At 70.6% G+C, this 23,738-nt stretch carries 27 protein-coding genes; 12 read left to right on the top strand and 15 right to left on the bottom strand.

The features are described 5' to 3' along the window. Positions 1–72: 72 nt before the first annotated feature. The gene (locus AB3X07_RS18145; protein ID WP_369940092.1) at positions 73–552 is read left to right on the top strand and encodes a hypothetical protein; all 480 of its coding nucleotides are present in this window, start codon (positions 73–75) and stop codon (positions 550–552) included. 235 nt (positions 553–787) lie between these two features. Then, positions 788–1,867, top strand: coding sequence for an NAD(P) transhydrogenase subunit alpha (locus tag AB3X07_RS18140; protein WP_369940091.1), 1,080 nt, complete (start codon positions 788–790; stop codon positions 1,865–1,867). A 132-nt stretch (positions 1,868–1,999) separates the two neighbouring features. Here AB3X07_RS18140 and AB3X07_RS18135 read toward each other — a convergent pair whose 3' ends face one another. From AB3X07_RS18135 to AB3X07_RS18125, 3 genes are read right to left on the bottom strand one after another with little or no spacing between them, the layout of a single operon-like run. Continuing rightward, the gene (locus AB3X07_RS18135) at positions 2,000–2,482 is read right to left on the bottom strand and encodes a DUF3106 domain-containing protein (RefSeq protein WP_369940089.1); all 483 of its coding nucleotides are present in this window, start codon (positions 2,480–2,482) and stop codon (positions 2,000–2,002) included. A gap of 5 nt (positions 2,483–2,487) precedes the next feature. Beyond that, complete coding sequence (locus tag AB3X07_RS18130; RefSeq protein WP_369944801.1) at positions 2,488–2,841, bottom strand: hypothetical protein; 354 nt, start codon at positions 2,839–2,841, stop codon at positions 2,488–2,490. 38 nt (positions 2,842–2,879) lie between these two features. Continuing rightward, entirely contained in the window at positions 2,880–3,461 is a 582-nt protein-coding gene (locus tag AB3X07_RS18125; protein WP_369940088.1) for an RNA polymerase sigma factor, read from the bottom strand. Between the two features lie 229 nt (positions 3,462–3,690). Between AB3X07_RS18125 and AB3X07_RS18120 the strand changes: the two genes are divergently transcribed. The 3 genes from AB3X07_RS18120 to AB3X07_RS18110 are packed head-to-tail and all read left to right on the top strand — an operon-like array spanning position 3,691 to position 5,908. Continuing rightward, positions 3,691–3,990, top strand: a complete 300-nt coding sequence (locus AB3X07_RS18120; RefSeq protein WP_145705660.1) for an NAD(P) transhydrogenase subunit alpha — start codon at positions 3,691–3,693, stop codon at positions 3,988–3,990. After that, a complete protein-coding gene (locus AB3X07_RS18115; RefSeq protein WP_369940087.1) occupies positions 3,987–4,463 on the top strand; it encodes a hypothetical protein in 477 nt (158 codons plus the stop codon). Before AB3X07_RS18120 ends, AB3X07_RS18115 begins: the two co-directional genes overlap by 4 nt. Continuing rightward, positions 4,460–5,908, top strand: a complete 1,449-nt coding sequence (locus AB3X07_RS18110) for an NAD(P)(+) transhydrogenase (Re/Si-specific) subunit beta (RefSeq protein ID WP_369940086.1) — start codon at positions 4,460–4,462, stop codon at positions 5,906–5,908. The genes AB3X07_RS18115 and AB3X07_RS18110 overlap by 4 nt, the downstream gene beginning before the upstream one ends. Positions 5,909–6,002: 94 nt before the next feature. On the opposite strand, the gene AB3X07_RS18105 is transcribed toward AB3X07_RS18110, so the two are convergent. Further along, positions 6,003–6,422: a hypothetical protein gene (locus AB3X07_RS18105; RefSeq protein ID WP_369940084.1), complete on the bottom strand. Its 420-nt coding sequence runs from the start codon at positions 6,420–6,422 to the stop codon at positions 6,003–6,005. Between the two features lie 106 nt (positions 6,423–6,528). Between AB3X07_RS18105 and sufT the strand changes: the two genes are divergently transcribed. The 3 genes from sufT (at position 6,529) to AB3X07_RS18090 (ending at position 10,735) form a co-directional block, all read left to right on the top strand. Next, on the top strand, positions 6,529–7,080 hold the full coding sequence (gene sufT, locus AB3X07_RS18100) for a putative Fe-S cluster assembly protein SufT (protein WP_369940083.1): 552 nt from the start codon (positions 6,529–6,531) through the stop codon (positions 7,078–7,080). Positions 7,081–7,180: 100 nt separating this feature from the next. Beyond that, on the top strand, positions 7,181–8,281 hold the full coding sequence (locus tag AB3X07_RS18095; protein ID WP_369940082.1) for a branched-chain amino acid aminotransferase: 1,101 nt from the start codon (positions 7,181–7,183) through the stop codon (positions 8,279–8,281). A gap of 693 nt (positions 8,282–8,974) precedes the next feature. Next, the gene (locus AB3X07_RS18090; protein ID WP_369940081.1) at positions 8,975–10,735 is read left to right on the top strand and encodes a S8 family peptidase; all 1,761 of its coding nucleotides are present in this window, start codon (positions 8,975–8,977) and stop codon (positions 10,733–10,735) included. Positions 10,736–11,117: 382 nt separating this feature from the next. On the opposite strand, the gene ybaK is transcribed toward AB3X07_RS18090, so the two are convergent. From ybaK to wrbA, 4 genes are all read right to left on the bottom strand, one after another. Further along, positions 11,118–11,591, bottom strand: coding sequence for a Cys-tRNA(Pro) deacylase (gene ybaK / locus AB3X07_RS18085; protein WP_369940079.1), 474 nt, complete (start codon positions 11,589–11,591; stop codon positions 11,118–11,120). Between the two features lie 6 nt (positions 11,592–11,597). Further along, entirely contained in the window at positions 11,598–12,083 is a 486-nt protein-coding gene (locus tag AB3X07_RS18080) for an asparaginase domain-containing protein (RefSeq protein ID WP_369940078.1), read from the bottom strand. A gap of 74 nt (positions 12,084–12,157) precedes the next feature. Then, a complete protein-coding gene (locus AB3X07_RS18075) occupies positions 12,158–12,514 on the bottom strand; it encodes a DUF2069 domain-containing protein (RefSeq protein WP_369940077.1) in 357 nt (118 codons plus the stop codon). Continuing rightward, positions 12,511–13,107, bottom strand: coding sequence for an NAD(P)H:quinone oxidoreductase (gene wrbA, locus AB3X07_RS18070; protein ID WP_369940075.1), 597 nt, complete (start codon positions 13,105–13,107; stop codon positions 12,511–12,513). Before wrbA ends, AB3X07_RS18075 begins: the two co-directional genes overlap by 4 nt. An 80-nt stretch (positions 13,108–13,187) precedes the next feature. On the opposite strand from wrbA, the gene AB3X07_RS18065 reads away from it, so the two are divergent. The 4 genes from AB3X07_RS18065 to AB3X07_RS18050 all read left to right on the top strand — a co-directional run bounded on the left by AB3X07_RS18065 (position 13,188) and on the right by AB3X07_RS18050 (position 16,649). After that, complete coding sequence (locus AB3X07_RS18065; protein ID WP_369940074.1) at positions 13,188–14,462, top strand: YihY family inner membrane protein; 1,275 nt, start codon at positions 13,188–13,190, stop codon at positions 14,460–14,462. Further along, on the top strand, positions 14,459–15,082 hold the full coding sequence (locus AB3X07_RS18060) for a TlpA family protein disulfide reductase (RefSeq protein ID WP_369940073.1): 624 nt from the start codon (positions 14,459–14,461) through the stop codon (positions 15,080–15,082). Before AB3X07_RS18065 ends, AB3X07_RS18060 begins: the two co-directional genes overlap by 4 nt. Beyond that, positions 15,082–15,348 (top strand): acylphosphatase, encoded by a 267-nt coding sequence (locus AB3X07_RS18055; RefSeq protein ID WP_369940072.1) that lies wholly within the window; start codon positions 15,082–15,084, stop codon positions 15,346–15,348. The genes AB3X07_RS18060 and AB3X07_RS18055 overlap by 1 nt, the downstream gene beginning before the upstream one ends. Before the next feature lie 377 nt (positions 15,349–15,725). Beyond that, a complete protein-coding gene (locus tag AB3X07_RS18050) occupies positions 15,726–16,649 on the top strand; it encodes an IS110 family transposase (RefSeq protein ID WP_369938742.1) in 924 nt (307 codons plus the stop codon). A 74-nt stretch (positions 16,650–16,723) separates the two neighbouring features. On the opposite strand, the gene ppk2 is transcribed toward AB3X07_RS18050, so the two are convergent. The 7 genes from ppk2 to hemA all read right to left on the bottom strand — a co-directional run bounded on the left by ppk2 (position 16,724) and on the right by hemA (position 23,705). Next, positions 16,724–17,500, bottom strand: a complete 777-nt coding sequence (ppk2, locus tag AB3X07_RS18045; RefSeq protein ID WP_369940070.1) for a polyphosphate kinase 2 — start codon at positions 17,498–17,500, stop codon at positions 16,724–16,726. Beyond that, a complete protein-coding gene (locus tag AB3X07_RS18040) occupies positions 17,497–17,835 on the bottom strand; it encodes a helix-turn-helix domain-containing protein (RefSeq protein WP_369940069.1) in 339 nt (112 codons plus the stop codon). Before AB3X07_RS18040 ends, ppk2 begins: the two co-directional genes overlap by 4 nt. A gap of 13 nt (positions 17,836–17,848) precedes the next feature. Next, positions 17,849–18,367 carry a molybdenum cofactor biosynthesis protein B gene (gene moaB, locus AB3X07_RS18035; protein ID WP_369940068.1) on the bottom strand — a complete coding sequence of 173 codons (519 nt, stop codon included), beginning with the start codon at positions 18,365–18,367 and terminating at the stop codon, positions 17,849–17,851. A gap of 210 nt (positions 18,368–18,577) precedes the next feature. Beyond that, positions 18,578–19,189 (bottom strand): hypothetical protein, encoded by a 612-nt coding sequence (locus AB3X07_RS18030; RefSeq protein ID WP_369940066.1) that lies wholly within the window; start codon positions 19,187–19,189, stop codon positions 18,578–18,580. Positions 19,190–19,623: 434 nt separating this feature from the next. Further along, positions 19,624–21,333 carry a tetratricopeptide repeat protein gene (locus tag AB3X07_RS18025; RefSeq protein WP_369940065.1) on the bottom strand — a complete coding sequence of 570 codons (1,710 nt, stop codon included), beginning with the start codon at positions 21,331–21,333 and terminating at the stop codon, positions 19,624–19,626. Positions 21,334–21,358: 25 nt separating this feature from the next. Then, positions 21,359–22,444: a peptide chain release factor 1 gene (gene prfA, locus AB3X07_RS18020; protein ID WP_369940064.1), complete on the bottom strand. Its 1,086-nt coding sequence runs from the start codon at positions 22,442–22,444 to the stop codon at positions 21,359–21,361. After that, the gene (gene hemA, locus AB3X07_RS18015) at positions 22,422–23,705 is read right to left on the bottom strand and encodes a glutamyl-tRNA reductase (RefSeq protein WP_369940063.1); all 1,284 of its coding nucleotides are present in this window, start codon (positions 23,703–23,705) and stop codon (positions 22,422–22,424) included. The genes prfA and hemA overlap by 23 nt, the downstream gene beginning before the upstream one ends. Positions 23,706–23,738: the final 33 nt, after the last annotated feature.

Genomic DNA, 23,738 nt, shown 5'->3' with positions numbered 1-23,738 from the left:
CCAGAATAGGCAAACCCATCGAGCCAGTGTCGGAGCAGTTGTCTCCGGCGCGGTGAGGGTCTATGGAGAGAATTGGATGCGTTCGAAGAGATTGATATGACTGGAATCGGTAAAGCGCTTGCGGCACTGAGCTGTGTGCTGTTGATGAGTTGCTCGGGACGCGACGATGCCTTCGTCAGCGCAGGCAGTGGATACGTGGAGCAGTTCCACCAGGATGTGCGGCAAGGCCGCTACGCGGCGATCTACCAGGCGTCCTCGCCCGGGCTGAAGTCCAATGCCAGCGAGCAGGAATTCGTCGATCTTCTGACGGTGGTGAAGCGCGGGCTGGGTGACGTGGAAGAAACCCGGCTGGTGGGCCGGTCTTCCGTGAAGGCCGATACCGGGCAGCCGCTTACCCTGCTGCTGTACACCACTCGCTTCGCGCAAGGTGAGGGCACCGAATCCTTCTACCTGGAAAACGCGGACGGCAAGCCCCTGCTGTTTCGGTACGACGTCAACTCCGAGAAGCTGATGAAGAAGATGATCGAGCAGGGCGTTCGCGCTTCACCGTAATGCTGGTTGCAGCGATCCACAGTTCGCTGGGAGCACCATCGCGCGTCGGCACGGGCGGTCCCGTGAGAGGCCTTCATGTCAGTGGGCGCTCTCACAGGCGATTCGCTCCCTACGCGTGCCCGCGCCGCGTGGCCTGATCGGCCAGGACGCGTGGCCGGACGGCCCAGCGCTGTCATCTCCGCGCGGACCCTGTAGCATCGGCGCCGACTGAGGCAGGCAACGCACGGGGAATCGCATGGCAGTGCAGGTGCTGGTGGTGAAGGAGTCGGCGCAGGGCGAGCGCCGCGTGGCGGCGACGCCGGAGACGGTGAAGAAGCTCGGCGCGCTCGGCGCGCAGGTCCACGTCGAGCCCGGCGCCGGCACGTCGGCCGGCTTCGTCGATGCGGCCTATCTGGCGGCCGGCGCGCAGCTCGCCGATGCCGCGACTCCGGCCCAGGCCGACCTGGTGCTGTGCGTGCAACCGCTGCCGGTGGCGGCGCTGCTGCAGCTCAAGCCCGCCGCCGGGGTGGTCGGCATCCTGCAGCCGCAGGCCGATCCGGCGCGCGCCGAGGCGATGCAGGCGCGCGAGCTGGTCGCGTTCCCGCTGGAGCGGCTGCCGCGCACCACCCGCGCGCAGGCGATGGACGTGCTCAGCTCGCAGGCCGGCATGGCCGGCTACAAGGCCACCCTGATCGCCGCGCAATTGGCGCCGCGCTTCTTCCCGATGCTGACCACCGCCGCCGGCACCATCCGCCCGTCCAAGGTGCTGATCGTCGGCGCCGGCGTCTCCGGCCTGCAGGCCATCGCCACCGCCAAGCGCCTGGGCGCGCAGGTCGAAGGTTTCGACGTGCGTCCGGAGACGCGCGAGCAGATCGAGTCGCTGGGCGGCAAGTTCCTCGACCTCGGCGTCAGCGCCGCGGGCGAGGGCGGCTACGCGCGGCAACTGACCGAGGAGGAGCGTGCCGAGCAGCAGCGGCGCCTGGCCGAGCACCTGAAAGGCATCGACGTGGTGGTCTGCACCGCCGCGGTGCCAGGGCGCCCGGCGCCGAAGATCCTCAGCACGGCGATGGTGGAGGGCATGAAGCCGGGCAGCGTGGTGGTGGACCTGGCCGCCGAGACCGGCGGCAACTGCGAACTGACCCGGCCCGGCGAGACCATCGAGCATGCCGGCGTGACCATCGCCGGCCCGCTCGACCTGGCCAGCATGGGCGCGGTGCACGCCAGCGAGATGTACGCGCGCAACGTCTACAACTTCGTCGCGCTGTTCCTGAAGGACGGGGCGATCGCCTACGACTGGGACGACGAGTTGCTGGCGAAGACACGCTGGAGCGCGTGAGCGGCGGCCCGCGCGGCGGGCAGGCCGCGTGCCGAGCGGCCGCCGCCGCGGCATGCGGGCGCGCCGGCCATGTTGCGCGCGGTCGGCAGCCGCGTCAGTGCGGCAGGCGGTCCCGGCGTTCGCGCGGAAGACCTATCTGACATCCGCCCCGGGCGTCGGTTGCGCCGCCGGGCCGGCGTTGGCCTTGATCCAGGCGTCGCGCTGCGCCGGCGTCATCGCGTCCCAGCGATCGCGTAGCGCGCGGCGCTGGTCCGGCGGCAATGCACGCATGCGCTCGAACAGCACACGCGCCTGTTCGCGCTGTTGCGGGGTCATGTCCTCGTAGCGGCGCGCGCCCTTGCGCGCCTTGGCGCGTTGCTCGGGCGTCATCGCCTGCCAGCGCTGCGCATGCTCGAGCATGCGGCGCCGCTGCTGCGGCGCGTCGTTCCAGCGTTGGCGCAGCGGCGCGATCAGCAACTCGCGCTGCTGCGCGCTCAGGTGCTCCCAGTCCGGCGGCGGTGGCCCGGCATCGGCGTCCGTCGGGGGCGGTGGCGGCGGTGGCGGGGCGGCCGAAGCCGCGAGCGGAGCGCCGGCCAGAAGCGCCAGCGCGAGGGAGAGGCGGATCAGGCGGTTCATCGGGTTCATTCCATCGCCAGCGAGGTATCGGAGCCCAGCCACAGGTACAGGTCGGGATTTTCGTCGAGCAGGTCGACCGAGGCGTCGTCGCCGTCGTCCCGGGCGGCGATGCCGGCGGACGGCGCAGTCACCACGGACGCGTTGGCGATGTGCGTGGCCGGCGGCGCCGGCGAGGGTGCCGGGCCGAGCAACAGGTGCACGCCGAACACGGCGCCAAGCACGGCCGGCGCCGCTGCCGCCAACAGCCAGCCCCGGCGTGGCGCGGTACGCGCGTGGCCGGCACTGTGGCGGGCGGCGCGCAGGCGCGCCAGGGTCTGCGCCGGCAGCGCCTGCAGCGAGGCCTGATGGGCCTGGCGCATTTGCGCGTCGAACGCGACGGCTTGGGTGGTGTCGGGTTTCACCGGACGTCCTCCAGATGTTTCTGCAATGCCTCGCGGGCGCGCGACAGGTGAGTCTTGACCGAGCCTTCGGAGCAGCCCATGGCGCGCGCCGTGGTGGCCACATCCAGCTCCTCGAGCACGCGCAGGGTGAACGCCTCGCGCTGCCGTGCCGGCAGCGCGCGCAACGCAGCCACAAGCCGCGCATGGGTCTGGCGCTGTTCGTGGCGCTGCGCCGGGGTCGGGCCCTCGTCGGCCCAGTCCGGCTGGCTGTCCTCGCTGCGCTCGCTGGCCGGCGCCCAGAAGCGCAGGCGGAAGCCGCGGCGGCGCTGCAGGTCGATGATGCGCCGGCGCAGGATGCTCCAGAACAGCGGCGTCCATTCCTGCGCCGGGCGCTCGCGGTAGGCCAGCAGCTTGATCATCGCGTCCTGCACCGCATCCAGCGCGTCTTCGCGCTGGCGCAGGCCGGCCTCGGCGAAGCGGAACGCGCGCGGGCCGATCTCGGCCAGGAACGCATCCAGCGACGCCGGCGGCGGACGCGCGGCGTCGCCGGTGTCGGGCTCGGTCGATGCGGGGTCGAGGGCGGGCGTGCTCACCAGCACAGCTTAGCTTCCGGACGGGACATGCCGTGGATAACGCAGCGCCGCCGTCGCGGTTGACCTGGCCGCGCCACCGATGCGCGCGCCGCCACGGGGCACAGAGCGCCGTCGGTCGCCGCGCCGCCCGGGCCACACCGCGGACGCCGTGCGGCCCCGGCGCCGCGTGTCGCCCACGGATTCAGCACGCGGTTATGATTGCGAGGGTCGGGCGCGCGCCCCGGGAGAAGCAAGAATGAGCGACGGTTTCGTGGCGTTGTACATCTTCATGCTGGCGGCGATCGCCGGCCATGTGATCATCTCGCGGGTGCCGGTGATCCTGCACACCCCGCTGATGTCCGGTTCCAACTTCATCCACGGCATCGTGCTGATCGGCGCGATGGTGGTGCTCGGCCACGCCGACACCACGCTGGAGAAGGCGGTGGGCTTCCTCGCCGTGCTGCTCGGCGCCGGCAACGCCGCCGGCGGCTACGTGGTGACCGAGCGCATGCTGGAAATGTTCAAGAGTTCGAAGAAGCCCGGAGACAAGCCATGAGCGGTGCGCGGTCGCTGGGCCCCAGGGCATGGTTCCAGATCCTCAGCTACCTGCAGTATCCGGCGATGGTCGTGACCGCGGTCTACGCCGCCCGGCCGCTGTTCAATGGCATGGCTGGCGCGCTCGACGACTGGAACTATGCGCTGCTGTATGCCGGCGTGGGCGTGGGCCTGTCCTCGCTGCAGGATCCCGCCCGGACCCAGAACAAGATGTCGCGCAAGGTGTGGCAGGACCCGCGCAAGGGGCGGCTGATGCTGATGCTGCTTTCGATCGAGGCGCTGTTGCCGATCGTGATCGGCCTGGTCGGCGTCTACCTGGCCAGTTCCACCGCACTGAACCAGTTGTCGCTGGGCCTGGTCGCGTTCGGGCTTGGTATGGTCGGGCTGCTGAAGACCGCCATCGAGATGTTCGAGCATCATCGCCTGGATCGTCAGCCGGTTGCCGCGGCGCCGCTGGCAGGGGAACCCGTATGAGCACCGCCGAAGCACTGTCCTGGCTGGTCAAGGCCAGCTACCTGGTGGCCGCCACCCTGTTCCTGCTCGGCCTGCAGCGCATGGCCTCGCCCAAGACGGCGCGCAGCGGCATTCACTGGGCCGGCTGCGGCATGCTGCTGGCGACGGCGGCGACGTTCCTGCTGCCGGGCCTGCACAACCTGCCCCTGATCCTGCTGGCGATCGTGATCGGCACCGGCGCGGCCTGGATCTCGGCCAAGAAGGTCGCCATCACCGATATGCCGCAGATGGTGGCCCTGTACAACGGTATGGGCGGCGGTTCGGCCGCGGCGATCGGCGCGGTGGAGCTGCTGCGCTTCTCGTTCCTGGCCAACCGAGACACCTCGCACTGGAGCGAGAGCGCGATCGCCGCGCTGGCCGCGCGCCAGCCCGATGCGACCACGCTGGCGCTGGCCATCGTCGGCTCGGCGATCGGCGCGGTCTCGCTGTCCGGCTCGATCATCGCCTGGGCCAAGCTCGATGGGCGGCTGGACAAGCGCGTGACCTTCCCCGGCCAGCAGGTGTTCAACCTGCTGGTGTTCGTGGCGATGCTGGGCCTGGGCGCCTGGGCCGCGACCACCCTCAGCCCGGTGGCGATCGTGGCGTTCTTCGCGGTGGCGCTGGCGCTGGGCGTGCTGATGACGCTGCCGATCGGCGGCGCCGACATGCCGGTGGTGATCTCGCTGTACAACGCCTTCACCGGCCTGGCGGTGGCGTTCGAGGGCTACGTGCTCGGCAACGAGGCGCTGATCATCGCCGGCATGATGGTCGGCGCGGCCGGCATCCTGCTGACCCGGCTGATGGCCAAGGCGATGAACCGGCCGATCAGCGGCGTGCTGTTCTCCAACTTCGGCGGCGGCGGCCAGGCGCAGGCGATCAGCGGCGCGCAGAAGCCGATCGAGGCCGGCGACGTGGCGGCGATGATGGCCTACGCCGAGCGCGTGGTGATCGTGCCCGGCTACGGCATGGCGGTGGCGCAGGCGCAGCACAAGATCTGGGAGCTGGCGCAGCGCTTGATCGAGCGCGGGGTCAAGGTCAAGTTCGCGATCCACCCGGTGGCCGGGCGCATGCCGGGGCACATGAACGTACTGCTGGCCGAGGCTGGCGTGCCCTACGACCTGATCGCGGACATGGACGACATCAATCCCGAGTTTCCCAGCACCGACGTGTCGCTGGTGATCGGCGCCAACGACGTGGTCAATCCGGTGGCCAAGACCGACCCGGCCAGCCCGATCTACGGCATGCCGATCCTGGACGTGGTCAATTCGAAGAACGTCATCGTCATCAAGCGCGGCAAGGGCACCGGCTTCGCCGGCATCGAGAATGCGCTGTTCTACGCCGACAACACGCGCATGTTGTACGGCGATGGCGCCGAGGCGGCCGGTGCGCTGGTCAGCGAACTGAAGGCGCTCGACGGCGGGCATTGAGGCGGCACCGGCGTGGAATCTGTCGCGGCTGAAGCCGCTCCTACAGGGGGTGCGGGGCTGTTGTAGGAGCGGCTTCAGCCGCGACCATGTCCCCTCAGCGCGCGCTGAAGTAGGCCACGACCAGGCCGATGCCCAGCCACAGCAGGTCGCTGGGGCGGTTGGCCAGCACGCTCAGGGTCCAGGCGTAGCGCGCGCCCATCTTCAGCGACGAATCCCACGGGTCCAGCCCCATCCCCGCGCCCATCTGCGCGGCAGCGATGCCCCAGTTGGCGGCGACGATGACCAGCGCGGTGGCGAGCACCGCCACGGCGATGCGCAGCTTGCCGCGCGGCAGCGTGCCCAGGCGCAGCATCCAGGCGATCTCCAGCGCCACCGGCACCGCCATCCAGCCGGCCTGGTGGCCCAGGCTCAAGGCGACCAGCATCCAGGCGATCAGCGCGGTGAAACAGCCCAGGCACAGCAGCGAGGGCCATAGCCAGTGCGCGGTCCTGGCCGGCGGGGAGGAGGGGGGCATGCGGAGGTCTCGAAGAATCCGCACAGGATACCCTCCGGCACGCGTCCCGCGCACTCGGATAAACTGGGCGACTTGCACCGGGGCGGCCTGCCCCCATATCGCCCCCATGTACTCACGCAGCAGCGAACCTGTCCAATTCGAACGCGATTGCGCCGCGGTGATGGTGCCGCAGGGCGACGCGGTGACCCTGCCGGCCGGCAGCTACGGCTACATCACCCAGGCGCTGGGCGGCAGCTACACGGTGTTCGTGGAGGGCAACCTGTTCCGCATCGCCGGCAAGGACGGCGACGCGATCGGCAAGGAGCCGCCGCCGGGCCTGGACCTGCCCGACGGCGCCAGCGACGAGCAGGTCGAGGCGTTGATCTGGCAGCAGCTGCGCACCTGCTTCGATCCGGAGATCCCGTTCAACATTGTCGATCTGGGCCTGGTCTACGAGGTCGACGTGCAGCCGCGCGAGGACGGGCAGCGCAACGTCGAGGTGAAGATGACCCTGACCGCGCCGGGCTGCGGCATGGGCGACATCCTGGTCGACGACGTGCGCAGCAAGCTGGAGCTGATCCCGACCATCGCCGAGGCCGATGTCGAGCTGGTGTTCGATCCGCCGTGGGGCCGGCATATGATGTCCGAGGCCGCCCGCCTCGAAACCGGCATGCTCTGAGCCGCGCGACTGCGCCGACCTGGGGCCGGGACGAGGCGCCGCCGTTGCGCCGCAATGCCGCGGCGGCACGGCCGTCCCTCGACTACCACAGGAATCCCCGGTGTCCGCTACCGAGCCGTCTTCGCAGTTCCGCCTGACCCCGTCCACCGCCGCGCGCAGCGCCGAGGCGCGCGCGCAGATCCTCGCCGCGCCGGGCTTCGGCAACTACTTCACCGACCACATGGTCGCCATCGAATGGAGCCGCGAGCAGGGCTGGCACGACGCGCAAGTGCGTGCCTACGGCCCGCTGGCGCTGGACCCGGCCGCCTCGGTGCTGCACTACGGTCAGGAAATCTTCGAAGGCATCAAGGCCTACCGCCATGCCGACGGCTCGATCTGGACCTTCCGCCCGGAGGCCAACGGCAAGCGCCTGCAGCGCTCGGCGCAGCGCCTGGCGCTGCCGGAGCTGCCGGTGGAACTGTTCGTGGAGTCGCTGCGGCAGCTGATCGCGGTGGATGCGGCGTGGGTGCCGTCGGCGCCGGAGACCAGCCTGTATTTCCGTCCGTTCATGATCGCCAACGAGGCGTTCCTGGGCGTGCGCGCCGCGCAGAAGGCCGGCTACTACGTCATCGCCAGCCCGGCCGGCGCGTATTTCGCCAAGGGCGTGGCGCCGGTGGCGATCTGGCTGTCCACCGACTACGCGCGCGCCGCCAAGGGCGGCACCGGCGCGGCCAAGTGCGGCGGCAACTACGCCGCCTCGCTGCTGCCGCAGCAGCAGGCGCAGGCGCAGGGCTGCTCGCAGGTGCTGTTCCTCGATCCGGTCGAGGGCAAGTACATCGAGGAACTGGGTGGCATGAACGTGTTCCTGGTGATGCGCGATGGCAGCCTGGTCACCCCGGCGCTGTCGGGCAGCATCCTGGAAGGCATCACCCGCGACAGCATCCTGCAACTGGCCCGCGACCGCGGCATGCAGGTGGTGGAGCGGCAGGTGAGCATCGACGAGTGGCGCGACGGCGTGGCCTCGGGCGAGATCGCCGAGGTGTTCGCCTGCGGCACCGCCGCGGTGGTGACCCCGATCGGGCAGCTCAAGGGCAAGGACTTCGCGGTCGGCGACCTGACCGCCCCGGCCGGCCCGGTGACCCTGTCGCTGCGTCAGGAACTGACCGACATCCAGTACGGCCGCGTCGCCGATCGCCACGGCTGGCTGGTGCGGCTGGGCTGAGCCCGCGTCGCCGCCTTGCGCCGCTCCGCGGCGCGAGGCGGCGCACGCCACGGCGTCGCGCGGATGAGTGCGTAGCCGGCAAGTCTCCGAGGATGTCTTCGGGATCCGCGGTGCCTTGTGCGGCTCACGATCCAATACGCGTTGCGGACGTCATCGTCCGCGTGCGCTCCCGCGCACAGGCATCAGGTGTGCGATCCATGCGCGATCCCATTCGACGTGCCGACGGCATCGCGACCTCGGACGCGGCAGACGTTGCGTCAGCTGCCGCCTGGACACCCCTGGGCGTGCATGTCGCCTCCAGGCGGTTGCTTCCCGCCCATGCGCCCCGCAGCGCGTCAGTGCCGCACATCAATGGTGTCGCACGGGACCCTGTCGATGACGCCCGCGATCCGCGCTCGGTCGCGTCGCGCCGCGCAAAAATGTCCTGAGACTGTCTTCTCAAGACAGCGGATGCCCTTGCGTGTCGAGAAAAGTTGAAGACACGGGGTGTCATAGAGTGACGAATGTCGCAAATATTGGCTTTGGACGACACATTTCTACTCCATACGCGTCTGTACTGAGATAGCGTCGGATGAACGGCCGGCAACAGGGGGCCGGCCAGGGACCGCGCTGCGCCAGACGCAATGGCCGTTTCGGGTGTCCGCAGCGTGGGTATATCGCCATCAGGCGGCAATCAACGAAAGGAAGTTCCGAATGACCGAAATTTCGCAACGTGGTTCGCGCCAGCGTCCTTGGCTGGTGGTGCTGGGAGCGTCCGCTGTGACGTCTCTGCTGCTGGCGACGCCTGCGTTCGCAGGCGATGTCAACCTTTCCGGCCTGTCCGCCGAACCCACCGTGCAACGCTTCATCGTCAAGACCCGCGACGCCGCTCCCGTCGGCGTCGCCAGCGCGTCCGCCGCCACCTCGCCGACGCTGCGTTCGACGCTGCAATCGGTGGCCGCGGCGATGCCGGCCAAGAATGGCCGCGCGCTGGGGCTGACCAGCCTGCGCCGCCTGGCGGTCGGTCCGGAAGTGGTCAAGGCCGACCGGCCGCTGGACCGCGCCGAAGCCGAGACGCTGATGCGCCGCCTGGCCGCCGATCCGAACGTCGAATACGTCGAGGTCGACCAGCGCATGACCATCGCGCTGACCCCGAACGATCCCAGCCTGTCCAACCAGTGGGCCTTCGGCACCAGCACCGCCGGCATCAACGTGCGCCCGGCCTGGGACCAGGCCACCGGCGACGGCGTGGTCGTGGCGGTGATCGACACCGGCATCACCAGCCATCCGGACCTCAACGCCAATGTCCTGCCCGGCTACGATTTCATCAGCGACGGGACCGACGCGCGCGACGGCGACGGTCGCGACAGCAATCCGGCCGACGAAGGCGACTGGTCGGCGGCCAACGAATGCTATTCCGGTTCGCCGGCGTCCAACTCCAGCTGGCACGGCACCCACGTGGCCGGCACCATCGCCGCGGTGACCAACAACAGCACCGGCGTCGCCGGCACCGCGTTCAAGGCCAAGATCCTGCCGGTGCGCGTGCTCGGCAAGTGCGGCGGCTACACCTCCGACATCGCCGACGCGATCACCTGGGCCTCGGGCGGCACCGTCAGCGGCATTCCGACCAACACCACCCCGGCCGAAGTGATCAACATGTCGCTGGGCGGCAGCGGCACCTGCTCGACCACCTACCAGAACGCGATCAATGGCGCCGTCAACCGCGGCACCACCGTGGTGGTGGCGGCCGGCAACAGCTCGACCAACGTGTCCAGCTCGGTGCCGGCGAACTGCAGCAACGTGATCGCGGTGGCGGCCACCACCTCGTCGCGGGCCAAGGCCAGCTACTCGAACTACGGCAGCGGCATCGACATTTCCGCGCCGGGTTCGAACATCCTGTCCACGCTCAACGACGGCACCACCACCCCGGGCAACCCGAGCTATGCCTCGTACAACGGCACTTCGATGGCGACCCCGCACGTGGCCGGCGTGGTCGCGCTGATGCAATCGGTGGCCTCGACCCCGCTGACCCCGGCGCAGGTGGAGAGCACCATCAAGAGCACCGCCGCCAGCTTCTCCTGCTCGCAGGGCTGCGGCGCCGGCCTGCTCGACGCCAACGCGGCGGTGACCGCCGCCGCCGGCGGTGGCACCACCACGCCGCCGCCGAGCGGCAACACGTTGCAGAACGGCGTGCCGGTCACCGGCCTCAACGCCAGCTCCGGCGCGTCGCTGAACTACACGGTGACGGTCCCGTCCGGCAGCAGCTCGCTGAGCGTGAGCATCTCCGGCGGCAGCGGCGATGCCGATCTGTACGTGCGCCAGGGCAGCGCGCCGACCGACAGCAGCTACAACTGCCGGCCCTACCTCAACGGCAACAACGAGACCTGCACCTTCAGCGCGCCGAGCGGCACGTACTACGTGCGGGTCAAGGCGTACAGCACGTTCTCGGGCGTCACCCTGACCGCGAGCTACTGATCCGCCTGCTGCGCGGCGGCCGTCGTGGCCGCCGCGTCAGCGCCGCTTTCCCTCCAGCGCAGTCGGCGGGGCCGCAGCGCCCGCAGCTGAAATGCGATTGCCCGCGTTCCGACGCGGGTTTTTTTATGCCGGTACTCCGGCACGCGCCGGCGATCCAGCGCGTTACGGGCTCAGCTACCGCGTCCCGGGTCTCATGCTGTCAGCAAGCAGCAAGCAGCAAGCAGCAAGCAGCGAAACAGCTACTGGAGGCTGGAGAGCGCAGGCAAAGATCGGAGACGAGGATGGGGGCCGCCCTGCCGCAGCGCTCGCGGGTGTCGGCCCGATGTTCGCATCGTGTCGCGATAATGCGCTTGCAGCAGCGGGACGTCACGCGTCACGCGGCTCACTCGCACAGGTCGCAGGCACGTGCCTTCAAGACGTCCAGCAACTGCGTCGCATCCAGTTCCAGCAGCAGGCCACGCTGCCCGGCGTTGAACCACACGCTGCCCGGCGCGAGCGCCGCCTGTTCGACCAGCACCGGCGCCTGCCGTTGCTGGCCCAGCGGACTGATGCCGCCGACCTTGTAGCCGGTCAGCCGCTCGGCGTCGGCCACTTCCATCATCCGCGCCGCCTTGCCGGCGCCGGCCGCCGCCAGCTTCTTCAATTGCACGCGGCGGTCCGACGGCACCACCACGCACACCGCGCGCTGGTCGACCCAGGCCATCAGGCTCTTCAGCACCCGCGCCGGCGGCAGGCCGAGCGCCTGCGCCGCCTGCAAGCCCTTGGCGCCGGCTTCGGCCTCGTAGTCGTAGGGATGCAGCCGGTAGGCGACGCCGGCCGCATCCAGCGCGCGGGTCGCGCGGGTGGCCTTGGACATGCCGGCTCAGGCCGGCTCGAAGCGGTTGGCGGCCACGTTCTTGCGCACCTTCTGCGGATCCCAGATCTGCCCGTTCATGGCGATGTAGACCCCGGCCGGCAGCGACTGCACCGCGCCGACCGCGCAGCCGATGTTGAATTCCGCATCGGAGCCGCGGAAGCGCGCCGGGTTCAGCGCGCCGGTCATCACGATGGTCTTGTCGGCGATGCTCTGCAGCACCTTGCCGGTCTGCACCATCGAATCGGTGCCGTGGGTGATCAGCACGTGGCGCGCGGCTTGCGCGGCGACGGTGGCGCGGATCAGTTCGCGGTCTTCGTCGGTGATGTGCAGCGAGTCCTTGCGGATGATCGGGATCACGCTGAAGCGGAAGGTCACGCCCAGTTCCTTGAGGATCTGGCCGATCTGCGGGTCGCCGATCTGGTAGTCGGACTTGTCGTCGAAGTAGATCTTGTCGATCGTGCCGCCGGTGGTGACGATCAGGAGTTCTTCCATTGCCGGTTCCTAGACATGACGGGGCGCCGCCGAGGCCGCGCAGGGCGCCATGATACCGGCTGCGTGGCGGCGGCTCAGGACGCGTCGCGGCCCTTGGCGCCGCGCTTGCCGGCGAAGCGCGCGCGCAGGCCCGGCGCACTGGCCAGGCCGATCGTCAGCAAGGCCAGCAGCAGTTCGGCCCAGGCGTAGCCGCGCTGCGGCGGATAGCTCCAGGCGGCCATCACCCCGTGGCTGAACCAGAACAGCCCGAACACGCCGGCCCAGAAGCGCGCCACCGCCGACCCGCGCAATGCGCCGATACCCAACAGCAGCGGCGGCAGCGCGAACACCAGCAGCGCGGCGACGCGATCGCGGTCGGCGTGGAACCAGGCCGCATACAGCGCCGCCAGCGCCAGCAGCGTCGCTCCCAGCGCCAGGCGCGCCGCGCTCACGGCGTCGCCAGCCGCTGCGCGATGCCCGCCAGGCGCTTGCCCAGCGCGCGCGCCAGTTGCGCCTCTTCCTCGCTGGGCTGCGGGTCGTCGTCGGCGCCGGCGACGTGGCTGGCGCCGTAGGGCGTGCCGCCGCTGCGGGTGCTGCTGAGCAGCGGTTCGGTGTAGGGAATGCCCACGATCAGGCAGCCGTGGTGCAGCAGCGGCAGGTGCATCGACAGCAGCGTGGCCTCCTGGCCGCCGTGCAGCGAGGCGGTGGAGGTGAACACCGCGGCCGGCTTGCCGGCCAGGGTGGCGCTGGCCCAGTCGGCGCCGAGGCCATCGATGAAGTGCTTGACCGGCGCGGCCATGTTGCCGAACCGGGTCGGGCTGCCCAGCGCCAGGCCCGCGCACGCGCGCAGGTCGCTGGCGTCCACGTAGGGCGCGCCGCTGTCGGGGACCGGCGGCGCGCTGGCCTGGGTCACCGCGGCCACCGGCGGCACGGTGCGCAGGCGCGCGGCCATGCCCGGCACCTCGCCGACGCCGCGCGCGATCTGCCGCGCCAGGCGCGCCACCGAACCGCCACGGCTGTAGTACAGGACCAGGATCTCGGCCACGGGGCCCTCGCTTGCTTGCACCAGAACGGCCGCCAGTATCGGCGATGCCGGCATCCGCGCGCATCGGGTACCCTTGCCCGATGCAGCCTTTGGACACGGTCAATCTCTGGACGGAGCGGGTACGCGACCGCGCGCGGATGCGCAGCTTCGCGGGGTTCCTGTGGCACCGCTTCCTCGACGACCGCCTGTTCCAGGCCGCCGCCTCGCTGGCCTACACCACCATCTTCGCGCTGGTGCCGCTGGCGATGGTGGTGTTCGGCGTGCTGTCCGCGTTCCCGGTGTTCAACGAGTGGAGCGACCGGCTCAGCGACTACATCTTCTCCAACTTCGTGCCGGCCGCGGCGCGTTCGGTGGAGGCCTATCTGCGCCAGTTCTCGGCCAGCGCCGGGCAACTGACCAGCGCCGGCACGATCGCGCTGATGGTGTCGCTGCTGATCACCTTGAACAGCGTCGAGCAGACCTTCAACCGGATCTGGCGGGTGGTCTCGGCGCGGCCGCGGCTGACCCGCTTCCTGGTGTACTGGACGGTGCTGACCCTGGGCGCGTTGCTGGCCGCCGCGTCGCTGGCCGCATCGGCGCAGTTCTTCGCGCTGCCGCTGTTCAAGACCAGCGAGGGCCGCCTGCTGGCGCAACTGGTGCTGTCGCTGGCGCCGGTGCTGATCGAGTTCGTGTGCATCGTGCTGGTGTACCGGGTGGTGCCGCACCACACCGTCAAGCTGCGCCACGCGGTGCCGGGCGCGCTGCTGGCGGTGGCCCTGTTGGAACTGGTGAAGTGGGGGCTGAGCCTGTACCTGGGCAGCTTCCAGTCCTACCAGCGCATCTACGGCACGGTCGCGTTCGTGCCGATCTTCCTGCTGTGGATCTACCTGAGCTGGATCGGGATCCTGCTCGGCGCCTCGCTGGCGTCCTCGATCGCCGCATTCCGCTACCAGCCGGCGTCGATGCGGCTGCCGGCCGGCTACGAGATCTACGGGCTGCTGCGCCTGCTCGGGCGCTTCGCGCAGGCGCGCAAGGAGGGGAGGGGCCTGCACGAAGACCAGATCCTGCAACTGGAGCCGATGCTGACCGATTCGCTGGTGCAGGAACTGCTATGCGAGCTGGAGCGCATCCGCCTGCTCAGCCGGGTCGAGCACGGCGAGTGGCTGCTGGCGCGCGACCTGGCCGACGTGCCGCTGACCGAGCTGTACGAAAACTGCCAGTTGCGCATTCCCATCGACGAAACCTACCTGCCGTGCCGCGACGACGCGCTGGGCCAGGCGGCGTGCCGGGCCCTGGACGAACTGCGCCTGCCGCTGCGCGACGTGCTGAAACGGCGCGTCGGCGATCTTTACACCGCTCTCGGAGACTCCGCATGACCCCGCGCATCCTGTTCCCGTTGCTCGCCGCCGCCGCGTTGCTCGCCGGCTGCGATCGGCAGACCGCGCCCGCCGATGGCGCGGCGCGCCCCGCGGCCGATGCACCGGCGGCTCCTGCCGCGCCACCGCCGGCGCCCACCGCACCGGCGGCCGGCACCACGCCGCAGGTGGTGCAGGAAACCCGCCAGCAGCCGACGCTGAAGATGAAGGCGGTGGACGGCAGCGATTACGACCTGGCCGCGCATCGCGGCAAATGGGTGGTGGTGAATTTCTGGGCGACCTGGTGCGCGCCGTGCCTGAAGGAAATGCCGGAGCTGTCGGCGCTGCACGTGATGCGCGACAACATCGAAGTGGTGGGCCTGGCCTACGAGGACATCGAGCCGGCGGAGATGCAGGCGTTCCTGAAGGCGCATCCGGTGGCCTACCCGGTGGTCATCGTCGACACCTACGCGCCGCCGCCGGATTTCGCCACCCCGCGCGGATTGCCGATGACTTACCTGATCGCGCCGGACGGCAAGCTCGCCAAGCAGTTCCTGGGGCCGGTGAACGCGCACGATATCGAGGCGGCGATCGCCGCGGCCGGCGGTCCGGCGCCGGGCAAGGTGCAGGCCGCGCGCTGATGGCGGCGGCGCGCTTCCTGGTCTCCGGCCGGGTGCAGGGCGTGTATTTCCGCGCCTCCACCCGTGAGCGCGCGCAGGCGCTGGGACTGGATGGCCATGCCCGCAATCTGGCCGACGGCCGGGTCGAGGTCGTCGCCGCCGGCGCGGCCGCGGCGCTGGAGACGCTGGCCGGCTGGCTGCAGCATGGCCCGCCAGCGGCGCGGGTGGAGCAGGTGCTGCGCGAACCGTGGCCGGAGCCGGTGGCGGCGGGTTTCTCGATCGGGTGACTGACTAGGCGCCTTGATGCGCTGAGCGCGAGGTCGGTGCTGGCGAGGCGTTGCCCGTCGCGCGTCGGGAGCGAAGCGCCTCCCACAGGTGGGTGCCGCTGGGGGATGGCGAGGTGTTGGTCCGTCTTCTACGGATGCGGTCTGTCGCGGCTGAAGCCGCTTGTGTCAAAAGAGGGTCTATCGTTGAAGGTGAGAGCGGGGTGCGGCAGGCCGTTAAGCCGCAGTGCCAAGCGAGCACGAGTAGGAGTCAGCGCCGCCGCACCCCGGTTCTCCTGCCTGACAAGCCCGAACAGTTGCCTGAGCCGGGAGCTCGAACATCACAAGCCTGGGCATTGGCAGGAGCGCTCTCGACCCTAAGTCTACTGCGGAGAACGTCTATGCGGCGCTTTGTCGGGATCGATGTTGCCAAGGCCGAACTGGTCATTCATGTGCTGCCGGACGGACTGGCCTGGACCCAGCCCAACACGCCGCAAGGGCGCGTTGAGCTGGTCCAGCGTCTGGCGAGGCTGGAGTGCGAACGGATCGTGCTGGAAGCCAGCGGCGGCTACGAACATGAGGTGCTGCGGACGCTGCGGCAGGCCAACCTGCCGGCGGTGCGGATGTGTGCGCAGCGCCCACGTGCGTTGGCCAAGGCGCTGGGCATCAAGGCCAAGACCGACGCCCTGGACGCGCGTCTGTTGGCCGTGACAGCCCAAGCCATTGTGGCCCCCCCGACGGACGTGTTGCCCGAGCACCTGCAGCACCTGCGCGAACTGCTGGATCTGCGCAATGCTCTGGTCGGCCAGCACGACGCCCTGCGGCGGCGTCTGGAGCACATCACCAGCCCGGAGGTGCGGCGCCACTGCCAGGAAGCGATCGACCTACTGAAGCGGCAGAGCGATGCGCTGAAGCGAGACCTTCAGCAGCAGGCCGACGCGTGTTCGACCCTGCCCAAGGTGCCGGGGCTGGGGCCGATCCTGCGCGCCACCCTGGCCGCACGCCTGCCGGAACTGGGAACGCTGCCGCCGCGCAAGCTGGCCGCCCTGGTCGGGCTGGCGCCGTTCAATCACGACAGCGGCCGCTGGCAAGGCCAGCGCCGCATCAAAGGCGGGCGCAGCGACGTGCGCCGCGCGCTGTACATGGCCACCTGGGCCAGCATCCGCGCCAAATCCCCCTTGGCCCAAACCTATGCGCGCCTGCAAGCGGCCGGCAAACCGGCCAAGGTCGCCATCGTCGCCTGCATGCACAAGTACCTACGCTGGCTCAATGCCATCGCGCGCGATCAGGCTTCTTACGCGCCTCCCGTCATCGCTGCTGCATGACAGTTGACTCCTACAGGATGTTAGTTCGCCGCCAGTCGCGGGCCGCAGCATCGCTGCCAATCCCCAATCCCGCTTCACCCCGGATACGAGGCGATCGGCTGCAATACGCCGAACGTCTCCTTGCGCGGCTTGTGCTTGAGCGGCGGCAGGTCCAGGTCCGGCTCCTGCAGCGGGGCGTCGGGTAACTGGTCGAGCAGGTGCCGGATCAGGGTCAGGCGGCCGCGCTTCTGGTCGTTGAAGTCGACCAGGGTCCACGGCGCGTGCTCGCTGTGGGTGGCTTCCAGCATCGCCTCGCGGGTCTGGGTGTAGTGGGCGTACTGCGCGCGCGACTGCAGGTCCACCGGCGACAGCTTCCAGCCTTTCAGCGGGTCGTGCAGGCGTTCGGCGAAGCGCTTCTCCTGCTGGTCCTGGTCCACGCACAGCCAGTACTTGAACAGGCGGATGCCGTCGTCGACCAGCAGGCGTTCGAACAGCGGCGCCTGGCGCAGGAACGCGGCGTACTGCGCATCGCTGCAGTACCCCATCACCCGCTCCACGCCGGCGCGGTTGTACCAACTGCGGTCCATCAGCACCATCTCGCCGGCGGCCGGCAGGTGCGCGACATGGCGCTGGAAATACCACTGGGTGCTTTCGCGATCGGTCGGCTTGGGCAGCGCCACCACCCGGCACTGGCGTGGATTGAGGTGCTCGGCGATGGCCTGGATCGCGCCGCCCTTGCCGGCGGTATCGCGGCCCTCGAACAGCACCAGCACGCGTTCGCCGCTGTGCTGCAGCGCCTGCGCCAGCGCCGCCAGCTCCAGTTGCAGCGGTTGCATCAGCGTCTTGTACTGCTTGCGCCTGAGCTTGCTCATTTGCCGCGCCTGGCGCGGGTGCCGGCCATGCTGCGCGCCACTTCCAGCAACGCGCCCTGCTGGCGCGCGTCGAGGGCGCGATAGGCCTGCAACAGGTCGTGTTCGCCGCGGGTGCGGGCCGGGTCGAGCTGGCTGGCCAGTTCGCCGAGCAGGGCGCCGGCGGGGACGCCGAAGGCGCGCGCCAGCGCGTTGAGCTGGTCGCGGCCGGGCATTTTCTCGCCGGCCAGCCAGGCCTTCACCGTGGCCGCGCCGGCGCGCGGGATGGCGGCGGCGATGTCCGCGGCGGTCATGCCGCTGGCCTTGGCCAGCAGGCGCAGGGTGGTGTCCAGGGGCATGCGCGGTTCCAGGTCATTCCTTCAGGCGGGGGCGCAGGGTGGCCAGGTTGCACGGTCTGGTGCGTGCATCGAGTTGCGCGGCGACGATCTTCTCCCAGGCGGTGCGGCAGGCCGAGGTCGAGCCGGGCAGGCAGAACAGGAAGGTGGCGTTGGCCAGGCCGGCGAAGGCGCGCGACTGCAGCGAGGACGTGCCGATCTCCTCGACGCTGATCGCGCGGAACAGTTCGCCGAAGCCGGGCATCTGCTTGTCCAGCAGGGGCAGCAGCGCTTCGGGAGTGGAGTCGCGGCCGGTGAAGCCGGTGCCGCCGGTGACCAGGATGCCGTCGACCTGCGGGTCGGCGATCCACGCCGAGACCACCGCGCGCAGCCGGTAGCGGTCGTCGGGCAGCAACTCGCGCGCGTACAGGCGGTGGCCGGCCTCGCCGAGCGCAGCGACCAGATAGTCGCCGGAGCTGTCCTCGGCCAGGCTGCGGGTGTCCGACACGGTCAGCACGCACAGGTTCAATGCGATGAAATCGGCGTTGGCGCTCATGGCGGCAGCCTAGCGGCTCGCCCGGCCGGCGTACAGCCTGCGGTGGCGGATCGGCGCGGTCCGTGCAGCGTAGGTTGGGGGAGCGCGCCACGATGCAGGGCAGGAACGGCTCGTGCCAGGGCCGGCCAAGCGGACGCTGCTCTTGCTTCGCTGCGCCACGGCGATCGACGTGGGTGTGCTCGGCGCCTGCGCGCATGCCGCGCGGACGCCTCAGGCCCAAGCGCGCGCAGGCGACGCCAACGCGTCGGGCCAGGCCGGCGCGCGTGGCCGGTAGTGGCGTACGTGGGCGGCGGGATGCGAGGCCAGCGGCAGTCGCTCCGGTTCGCACCGCAGGGCGCGCCGCTGCGCCTGGGCACTGTTCCATTCGGCATAGTCCAGCAGGCTGCGGCCATCGTCGGACAGGTGCAGATGCGAGGCGATCAGGCCGCGCAGCGCATGCGCGCCATCCTGCAATGCGGCGAACGCGGCGTCGGCGAGCGCCTGCGCCTGCGCCGCGTCGCGGGTCGGCAACAGCGTCACCACGACGCAGCCGGGCTGGCGCTGCGGATCGGAGACCCCGCTGCGGATGCGCCGGTAGCGGCGCAACGCCAATGCCGGCGCGCGCGGATGCGCGCCGCGGTCGAACAGCGCGGCGGCGCAGTCGTGCGCGTACAGCAGGTCCGGCGCTGCGCTCAGCGATTCCAGCCAGCACACGGCGCACGCCGCGTCGTGGCGGTCGCGCGAGCGCGCGAGCAGCGCCGCGCAAAGGTGTGCGGGGGCATGGGCGACCAGCACGCTGCGCGCGTGCGGGGAAGTGAGATCGGGCGACAGGCGTGCGGACATCGGGGCGTGCGCGGGAGGGATGTGCGCAGTGTCGAACCTCGACCTTGCTTGAGGTCAAGCGCCGCGCTTCCACATGGACCGAACAGTAGAACGAGCGGCGCGCGCGTGGCGCTGCTCGCGTTCTCAGCGACTGTCGGCCGAGTCCGTGGCGACGCCGGCCTGCAAGGTGTCTACGGCCGCATGAAGGTCCACGCCAACCACCGCCGGACAACTGGCGGCGATCGTGCGCCAGATCCAGGGCGCCTCCGACGCGATCAAACACCGTTGCCAGCGAGATCACCGCCGGCAACGATGACCTGTCGCGGCGCACCGAACAGCACGCGGCCAGCCTGGGCCTGCATCGCGGTCAGTTTTTAATGGCTAGAGCGGACACGTTGCGTGCGGCCCCACACATGCACTTTGCAGTGGCGTCGTGCGGGCGACGCGCCGTCCCGCTACGGCCCGTCCCAGCCATGCCGCCGCGCCGTGTCGCAGACCAGCGCGGCGAAGTCCGCGGCGAAGCCCTGCATATCGAACAGGCCGGCGCTGGCGCGGCGTTGCCGCAGCGTGTCGCGCAGCGCGCGCAGCGCCGCCGGATCGCGGCCCAGTTGCACCGCCTTGGCGACGAAGGCGGCGTCGTCGGCCACGTTCATCGCGTCCATGCCCAGGTGATGGTTGAGGCTGCCGGCCACCCGCGCGGCGAAGGTCGTGCCGGGACAGGTCAGCACCGGGCAGCCAGCCCACAGGGCATCGGAGGCGGTGGTGTGCGCGTTGTAGGGATGGGTGTCCAGGAACAGGGCGGCATGCCGGTAGCGGGCCAGGTAGTCGGCATGCGCGAGCTTGGGCATGAAGCGCAGCCGCGCCGGATCCAGCGCGGCGTCCGCCGCGGCCTGGCGCAGCCGCGCATCGGCCTGGCCGGGACCGGACAGCAGCCACAGCACGCTGTCCGGCACCTGGCGCAGCACCGCCAGCATCCGCGCCACGCTGCGCGGGCTCAGTTTGTAGCTGTTGTTGAAGCAGCAGAACACGGTGCCCTGCTCGGGCAGCCCGCAGGCCTGGCGCGAGGGCGGCGCCGGCACGTGGCGGCTGTCGTCCGAGGGCTGGAACGCGCGCGGCAGGCGCAGCACCCGCTCGCTGTAGTGCGCGGCCAGCGCATCGGGCAGCGCGAACGCATCGCCGACGACGTAGTCGATCCATGGCGCGCCCGACGTGCCGGGGTAGGCCAGCCAGTTGATCTGCAGCGGCGCCGGGCGCAGCGCCAGCACTTCCGGCGTGCCGCCGCCGCCCCAGCCGCGCAGGTCGAACAACACGTCGATGCCGGCGTCGCGGATGCGCTGCGCGATCGCCCGGTGCGGCTGCCCGGCCACCTCGTGCCAGGCGTGCGCCGCGCCCCGCAGGCGCGCGCGGATCGCGCTGCGGTCGTCGCGGTTCAGGGCGAACAGGTGCGCCTGCAGCTCGGCGTGTGCGCGCAACCTTTCGAACAGGGCCACGGTCAGCAGTCCGGTGGGATGCGCGCCGAAGCCGTTGGACAGGAAGCCGACCCGCAGCGGTCCATGCCGGCGCAGCGCCGTCGCCGGCAAGGATGTCAGCGTCTGTGCCAGAGCGCGGGCGCGGTTGCGCGCGCAGTGCAGTTGTTCGGCGGCCTCGGCCTCCTCGTTGAGGAAGGCGAACGGCTCGATCGCCGGATGGCCCTGGCGCACGGCGGCGCGGACCTGATCCGACAACGCGTCCAGGTCACGCCAGTCGCACAGCTTGCGCCGCCAGTTCAGCAGGTGCGCGGCGATCGACGGCTCCTGCGGCAGCAGCGTGTGCGCATGCGCATAGGCCTGTGCGGCGGCTTCGGCTTCGCCGTTGTCCTCCAGTGCATGGCCCAGCCACAGCGCGATGCCCGGATGCTGTGGCGCGCCCTGCAGCGCCTGGCGCAGCGCGGCGGCGGCCTCGGCGTGGCGGCCCTGGGTCCAGCGCACCCGCCCCAGCCGCGCCAGCGCTTCGGGATGCGCCGGGCGCAGGTGCAGGGCGCGCAACGCCGCGGCCTCGCCGGCGGCGACCGCGCCGGCACCGAGTTCGGCGTCGGCCAGCATCACCCAGGCGATGAAGTGCTGCGGGTCGCGGCGCACCGCGTCCTGCAGTTGGCGCAATTCGTCCGCCGCGCTGCGGCCGCTCACGCGCGGGCGTGGCGCGCGCCGGCGCTCACGGGCTGGCGCTCAGTCGCGCCAGTTCGTCCACCTGGTGCTCGTGGCTGAGGCGTTCGATCAGCGCGTCGAGATCGCCTTCGATCACGTTCGGCAGGTCGTACAGGGTCAGGCCTTCGACCCGATGGTCGGTGATACGCCCCTGCGGGAAGCTGTAGGTGCGGATGCGCTGGCTGCGGTCGCCACTGCCGACCTGCAGCTTGCGATCCTGCGCCTCGGCCGCGGCCTGCCTGCTGCGCTCGGCGTCCAGCAATTGCGCCTTGAGCCGCTTCATCGCCTTGTCGCGGTTGGCGTGCTGGCTGCGCTCGGTCTGGCATTCGACCACCACGCCGGTCGGCACGTGGGTGATGCGGATCGCCGATTCGGTCTTGTTGACGTGCTGGCCGCCGGCGCCGGAGGAGCGGAACGTGTCCACCTTCAGGTCGGCCGGGTTGATCGCGATTTCCTCCACGTCGTCGGCCTCGGGGATGATCGCCACCGTCGCCGCGGAGGTGTGGATGCGGCCCTGCGACTCGGTCGCCGGCACCCGCTGCACGCGGTGCGTGCCGGACTCGAACTTGAGCTTGGAGTAGGCGCCGCGGCCGACGATGCGCGCCACGATCTCCTTGTAGCCGCCGTGCTCCCCGGGGCTGTCCGATTCCACTTCCACCTTCCAGCCCTGGCGCTCGGCGTAGCGCGCGTACATGCGGAACAGGTCGCCGGCGAAGATCGCCGCCTCGTCGCCGCCGGTGCCGGCGCGCACCTCCAGGAACAGGTTGCCGTCGTCGCGCGGGTCGCGCGGCACCAGCAGCAGCGCCAGTTGTTCGTCGAGCGCGGCCAGGCGCGCCTGCGCGGCGGCGATTTCCTCGTCGGCCAGTTCGCGCAGTTCGGGATCGGCGCGCATCGCCTCGGCCGCGGCGAGGTCGGCCTTGGCCGCGGCTTCGTCGGCCAGCGCGGTGGCGACCGGTTCCAGTTGCGCGAATTCGCGCGAGTAGTCGCGGAAGCGGGCGTTGTCGCCGACCACTTCGGGGGAGGACAGCAGGCGTTCGAGTTCTTCGCGACGCTCGGCCAGCGCCTCCAGCTTACGGCGCAGGGTCGGTGTCATCGGTCTTCAGGATCGGATGGGAATAGCCCGGCTTTTCCGGGAACAGGCGCTCGGCGGCGCGCGCCAGCTCGGCGTCGCCGCTCAGCGCCGCCTCGCGCAGCGCGGCGGTGGGCGGATGCAGCAGGCGATTGGTCAGGGTATTGGCGAGGAACTCCAGCACCTCGTCGGCCGGCTTGCCGTTGGCCAGTTGCTGCCGCGCCTTGGCCAGCACGTCGTCGCGGGTGCTGTCGCCGTGCGCGCGCAGGCGCTTGAGCGGCGCCTGGCGGGTGCTGGCCTGCAGCGTCTCGATATAGCGCAGCACCTGCAGGTCGATGATCGCCTCGGCGGCTTCGGCGGCTTCGCGGCGGCCGCGCCGGTTGTCCTCGACCGCGCGCTCCAGGTCGTCGACGGTGTACAGGTAGGCGTCGGCCAGGTCGGCGACGCCGGCCTCGATGTCGCGCGGCACCGCCAGGTCGAACAGCAGCATCGGCTTGTGCTTGCGCGCGCGCAGCGCCTGCTCGACCTGCGCCCGGGTCACCACCGGCTCGCGCGCGGCGGTGGCCGAGAACACCACGTCGGCCTCGTGCAGGTGGCGTTCCAGCTCGCTCAGCGGCAGCGCCACGCCGCCGTGGCGGCTGGCCAGTTCCTGGGCATGGGCGAGGGTCCGGTTGGCGATCAGCAGGCGCCGCACCCGGCCTTCGCTCAGATGCTTGGCGGCCAGTTCGATGGTCTCGCCGGCGCCGACCAGCAGCACCGTCGATTCGCTGAGCCGGGCGAAGGAGTTCTGCGCCAGGCGGACCGCGGTGGAGGCGACCGAGACCGGATTGGCGCCGACCCGGGTGTCGGTGCGCGCGCGCTTGGCCACCGAGAAGGTCTGCTGGAACAGCCGGTCCAGGCGGCTGCCCAGTGCGCCGTGTTCGCGCGCCAGCGCCCAGGCGTCCTTCACCTGGCCGAGGATCTGCGGCTCGCCGAGCACCATCGAATCCAGCCCGGTGGCGACCCGGAACAGATGCCGCACCGCATCGGCGTCCTGGTGCTGGTACAGATACCCATGCAGGCCGGCCGCATGCGTCTCCAGCCAGTCGGCCAGGCGCTGGGCGTCGTCGGTGATCGCATACAGCTCGGTGCGGTTGCAGGTGGACAGCAGTGCCGCCTCGGCGACCTGGGGCAAGGCGCGCAGCGATTGCAGCGCGTGCGGCAGCGCATCGCCGGCGAACGCCACCCGTTCGCGCAGGTCGACCGGCGCGGTCTGGTGGTTCAATCCGAGCACCCACAACGTCATCTGTTCAGTTGCTTGCGATAAGCTGCTGGCCAT

Origin of the sequence: Xanthomonas sp. DAR 35659, assembly GCF_041242975.1 — a bacterium.
In the GTDB taxonomy this organism is placed as follows: domain Bacteria; phylum Pseudomonadota; class Gammaproteobacteria; order Xanthomonadales; family Xanthomonadaceae; genus Xanthomonas_A; species Xanthomonas_A medicagonis.
Note: the sequence above shows the minus strand (reverse complement) of the source record. Positions and strands in the feature narration are given on the sequence as shown.

Excerpts from the sequence above, each read along its gene's own strand:
- ppk2 (WP_369940070.1), bottom strand. The coding sequence starts at position 17,500 with ATGAGCAAGCTCAGGCGCAAGCAGTACAAGACGCTGATGCAACCGCTG.
- AB3X07_RS18030 (WP_369940066.1), bottom strand. The coding sequence starts at position 19,189 with ATGTCCGCACGCCTGTCGCCCGATCTCACTTCCCCGCACGCGCGCAGC.
- AB3X07_RS18055 (WP_369940072.1), top strand. The coding sequence starts at position 15,082 with ATGGCGGCGGCGCGCTTCCTGGTCTCCGGCCGGGTGCAGGGCGTGTAT.
- AB3X07_RS18090 (WP_369940081.1), top strand. The coding sequence starts at position 8,975 with ATGACCGAAATTTCGCAACGTGGTTCGCGCCAGCGTCCTTGGCTGGTG.
- ybaK (WP_369940079.1), bottom strand. The coding sequence starts at position 11,591 with ATGTCCAAGGCCACCCGCGCGACCCGCGCGCTGGATGCGGCCGGCGTC.
- AB3X07_RS18050 (WP_369938742.1), top strand. The coding sequence starts at position 15,726 with ATGCGGCGCTTTGTCGGGATCGATGTTGCCAAGGCCGAACTGGTCATT.
- hemA (WP_369940063.1), bottom strand. The coding sequence starts at position 23,705 with ATGACGTTGTGGGTGCTCGGATTGAACCACCAGACCGCGCCGGTCGAC.
- moaB (WP_369940068.1), bottom strand. The coding sequence starts at position 18,367 with ATGAGCGCCAACGCCGATTTCATCGCATTGAACCTGTGCGTGCTGACC.
- AB3X07_RS18130 (WP_369944801.1), bottom strand. The coding sequence starts at position 2,841 with ATGCGCCAGGCCCATCAGGCCTCGCTGCAGGCGCTGCCGGCGCAGACC.
- AB3X07_RS18110 (WP_369940086.1), top strand. The coding sequence starts at position 4,460 with ATGAGCACCGCCGAAGCACTGTCCTGGCTGGTCAAGGCCAGCTACCTG.
- AB3X07_RS18120 (WP_145705660.1), top strand. The coding sequence starts at position 3,691 with ATGAGCGACGGTTTCGTGGCGTTGTACATCTTCATGCTGGCGGCGATC.
- AB3X07_RS18080 (WP_369940078.1), bottom strand. The coding sequence starts at position 12,083 with ATGGAAGAACTCCTGATCGTCACCACCGGCGGCACGATCGACAAGATC.
- sufT (WP_369940083.1), top strand. The coding sequence starts at position 6,529 with ATGTACTCACGCAGCAGCGAACCTGTCCAATTCGAACGCGATTGCGCC.
- AB3X07_RS18135 (WP_369940089.1), bottom strand. The coding sequence starts at position 2,482 with ATGAACCGCCTGATCCGCCTCTCCCTCGCGCTGGCGCTTCTGGCCGGC.
- AB3X07_RS18040 (WP_369940069.1), bottom strand. The coding sequence starts at position 17,835 with ATGCCCCTGGACACCACCCTGCGCCTGCTGGCCAAGGCCAGCGGCATG.
- AB3X07_RS18060 (WP_369940073.1), top strand. The coding sequence starts at position 14,459 with ATGACCCCGCGCATCCTGTTCCCGTTGCTCGCCGCCGCCGCGTTGCTC.
- AB3X07_RS18140 (WP_369940091.1), top strand. The coding sequence starts at position 788 with ATGGCAGTGCAGGTGCTGGTGGTGAAGGAGTCGGCGCAGGGCGAGCGC.
- AB3X07_RS18065 (WP_369940074.1), top strand. The coding sequence starts at position 13,188 with ATGCAGCCTTTGGACACGGTCAATCTCTGGACGGAGCGGGTACGCGAC.
- AB3X07_RS18115 (WP_369940087.1), top strand. The coding sequence starts at position 3,987 with ATGAGCGGTGCGCGGTCGCTGGGCCCCAGGGCATGGTTCCAGATCCTC.
- AB3X07_RS18105 (WP_369940084.1), bottom strand. The coding sequence starts at position 6,422 with ATGCCCCCCTCCTCCCCGCCGGCCAGGACCGCGCACTGGCTATGGCCC.
- prfA (WP_369940064.1), bottom strand. The coding sequence starts at position 22,444 with ATGACACCGACCCTGCGCCGTAAGCTGGAGGCGCTGGCCGAGCGTCGC.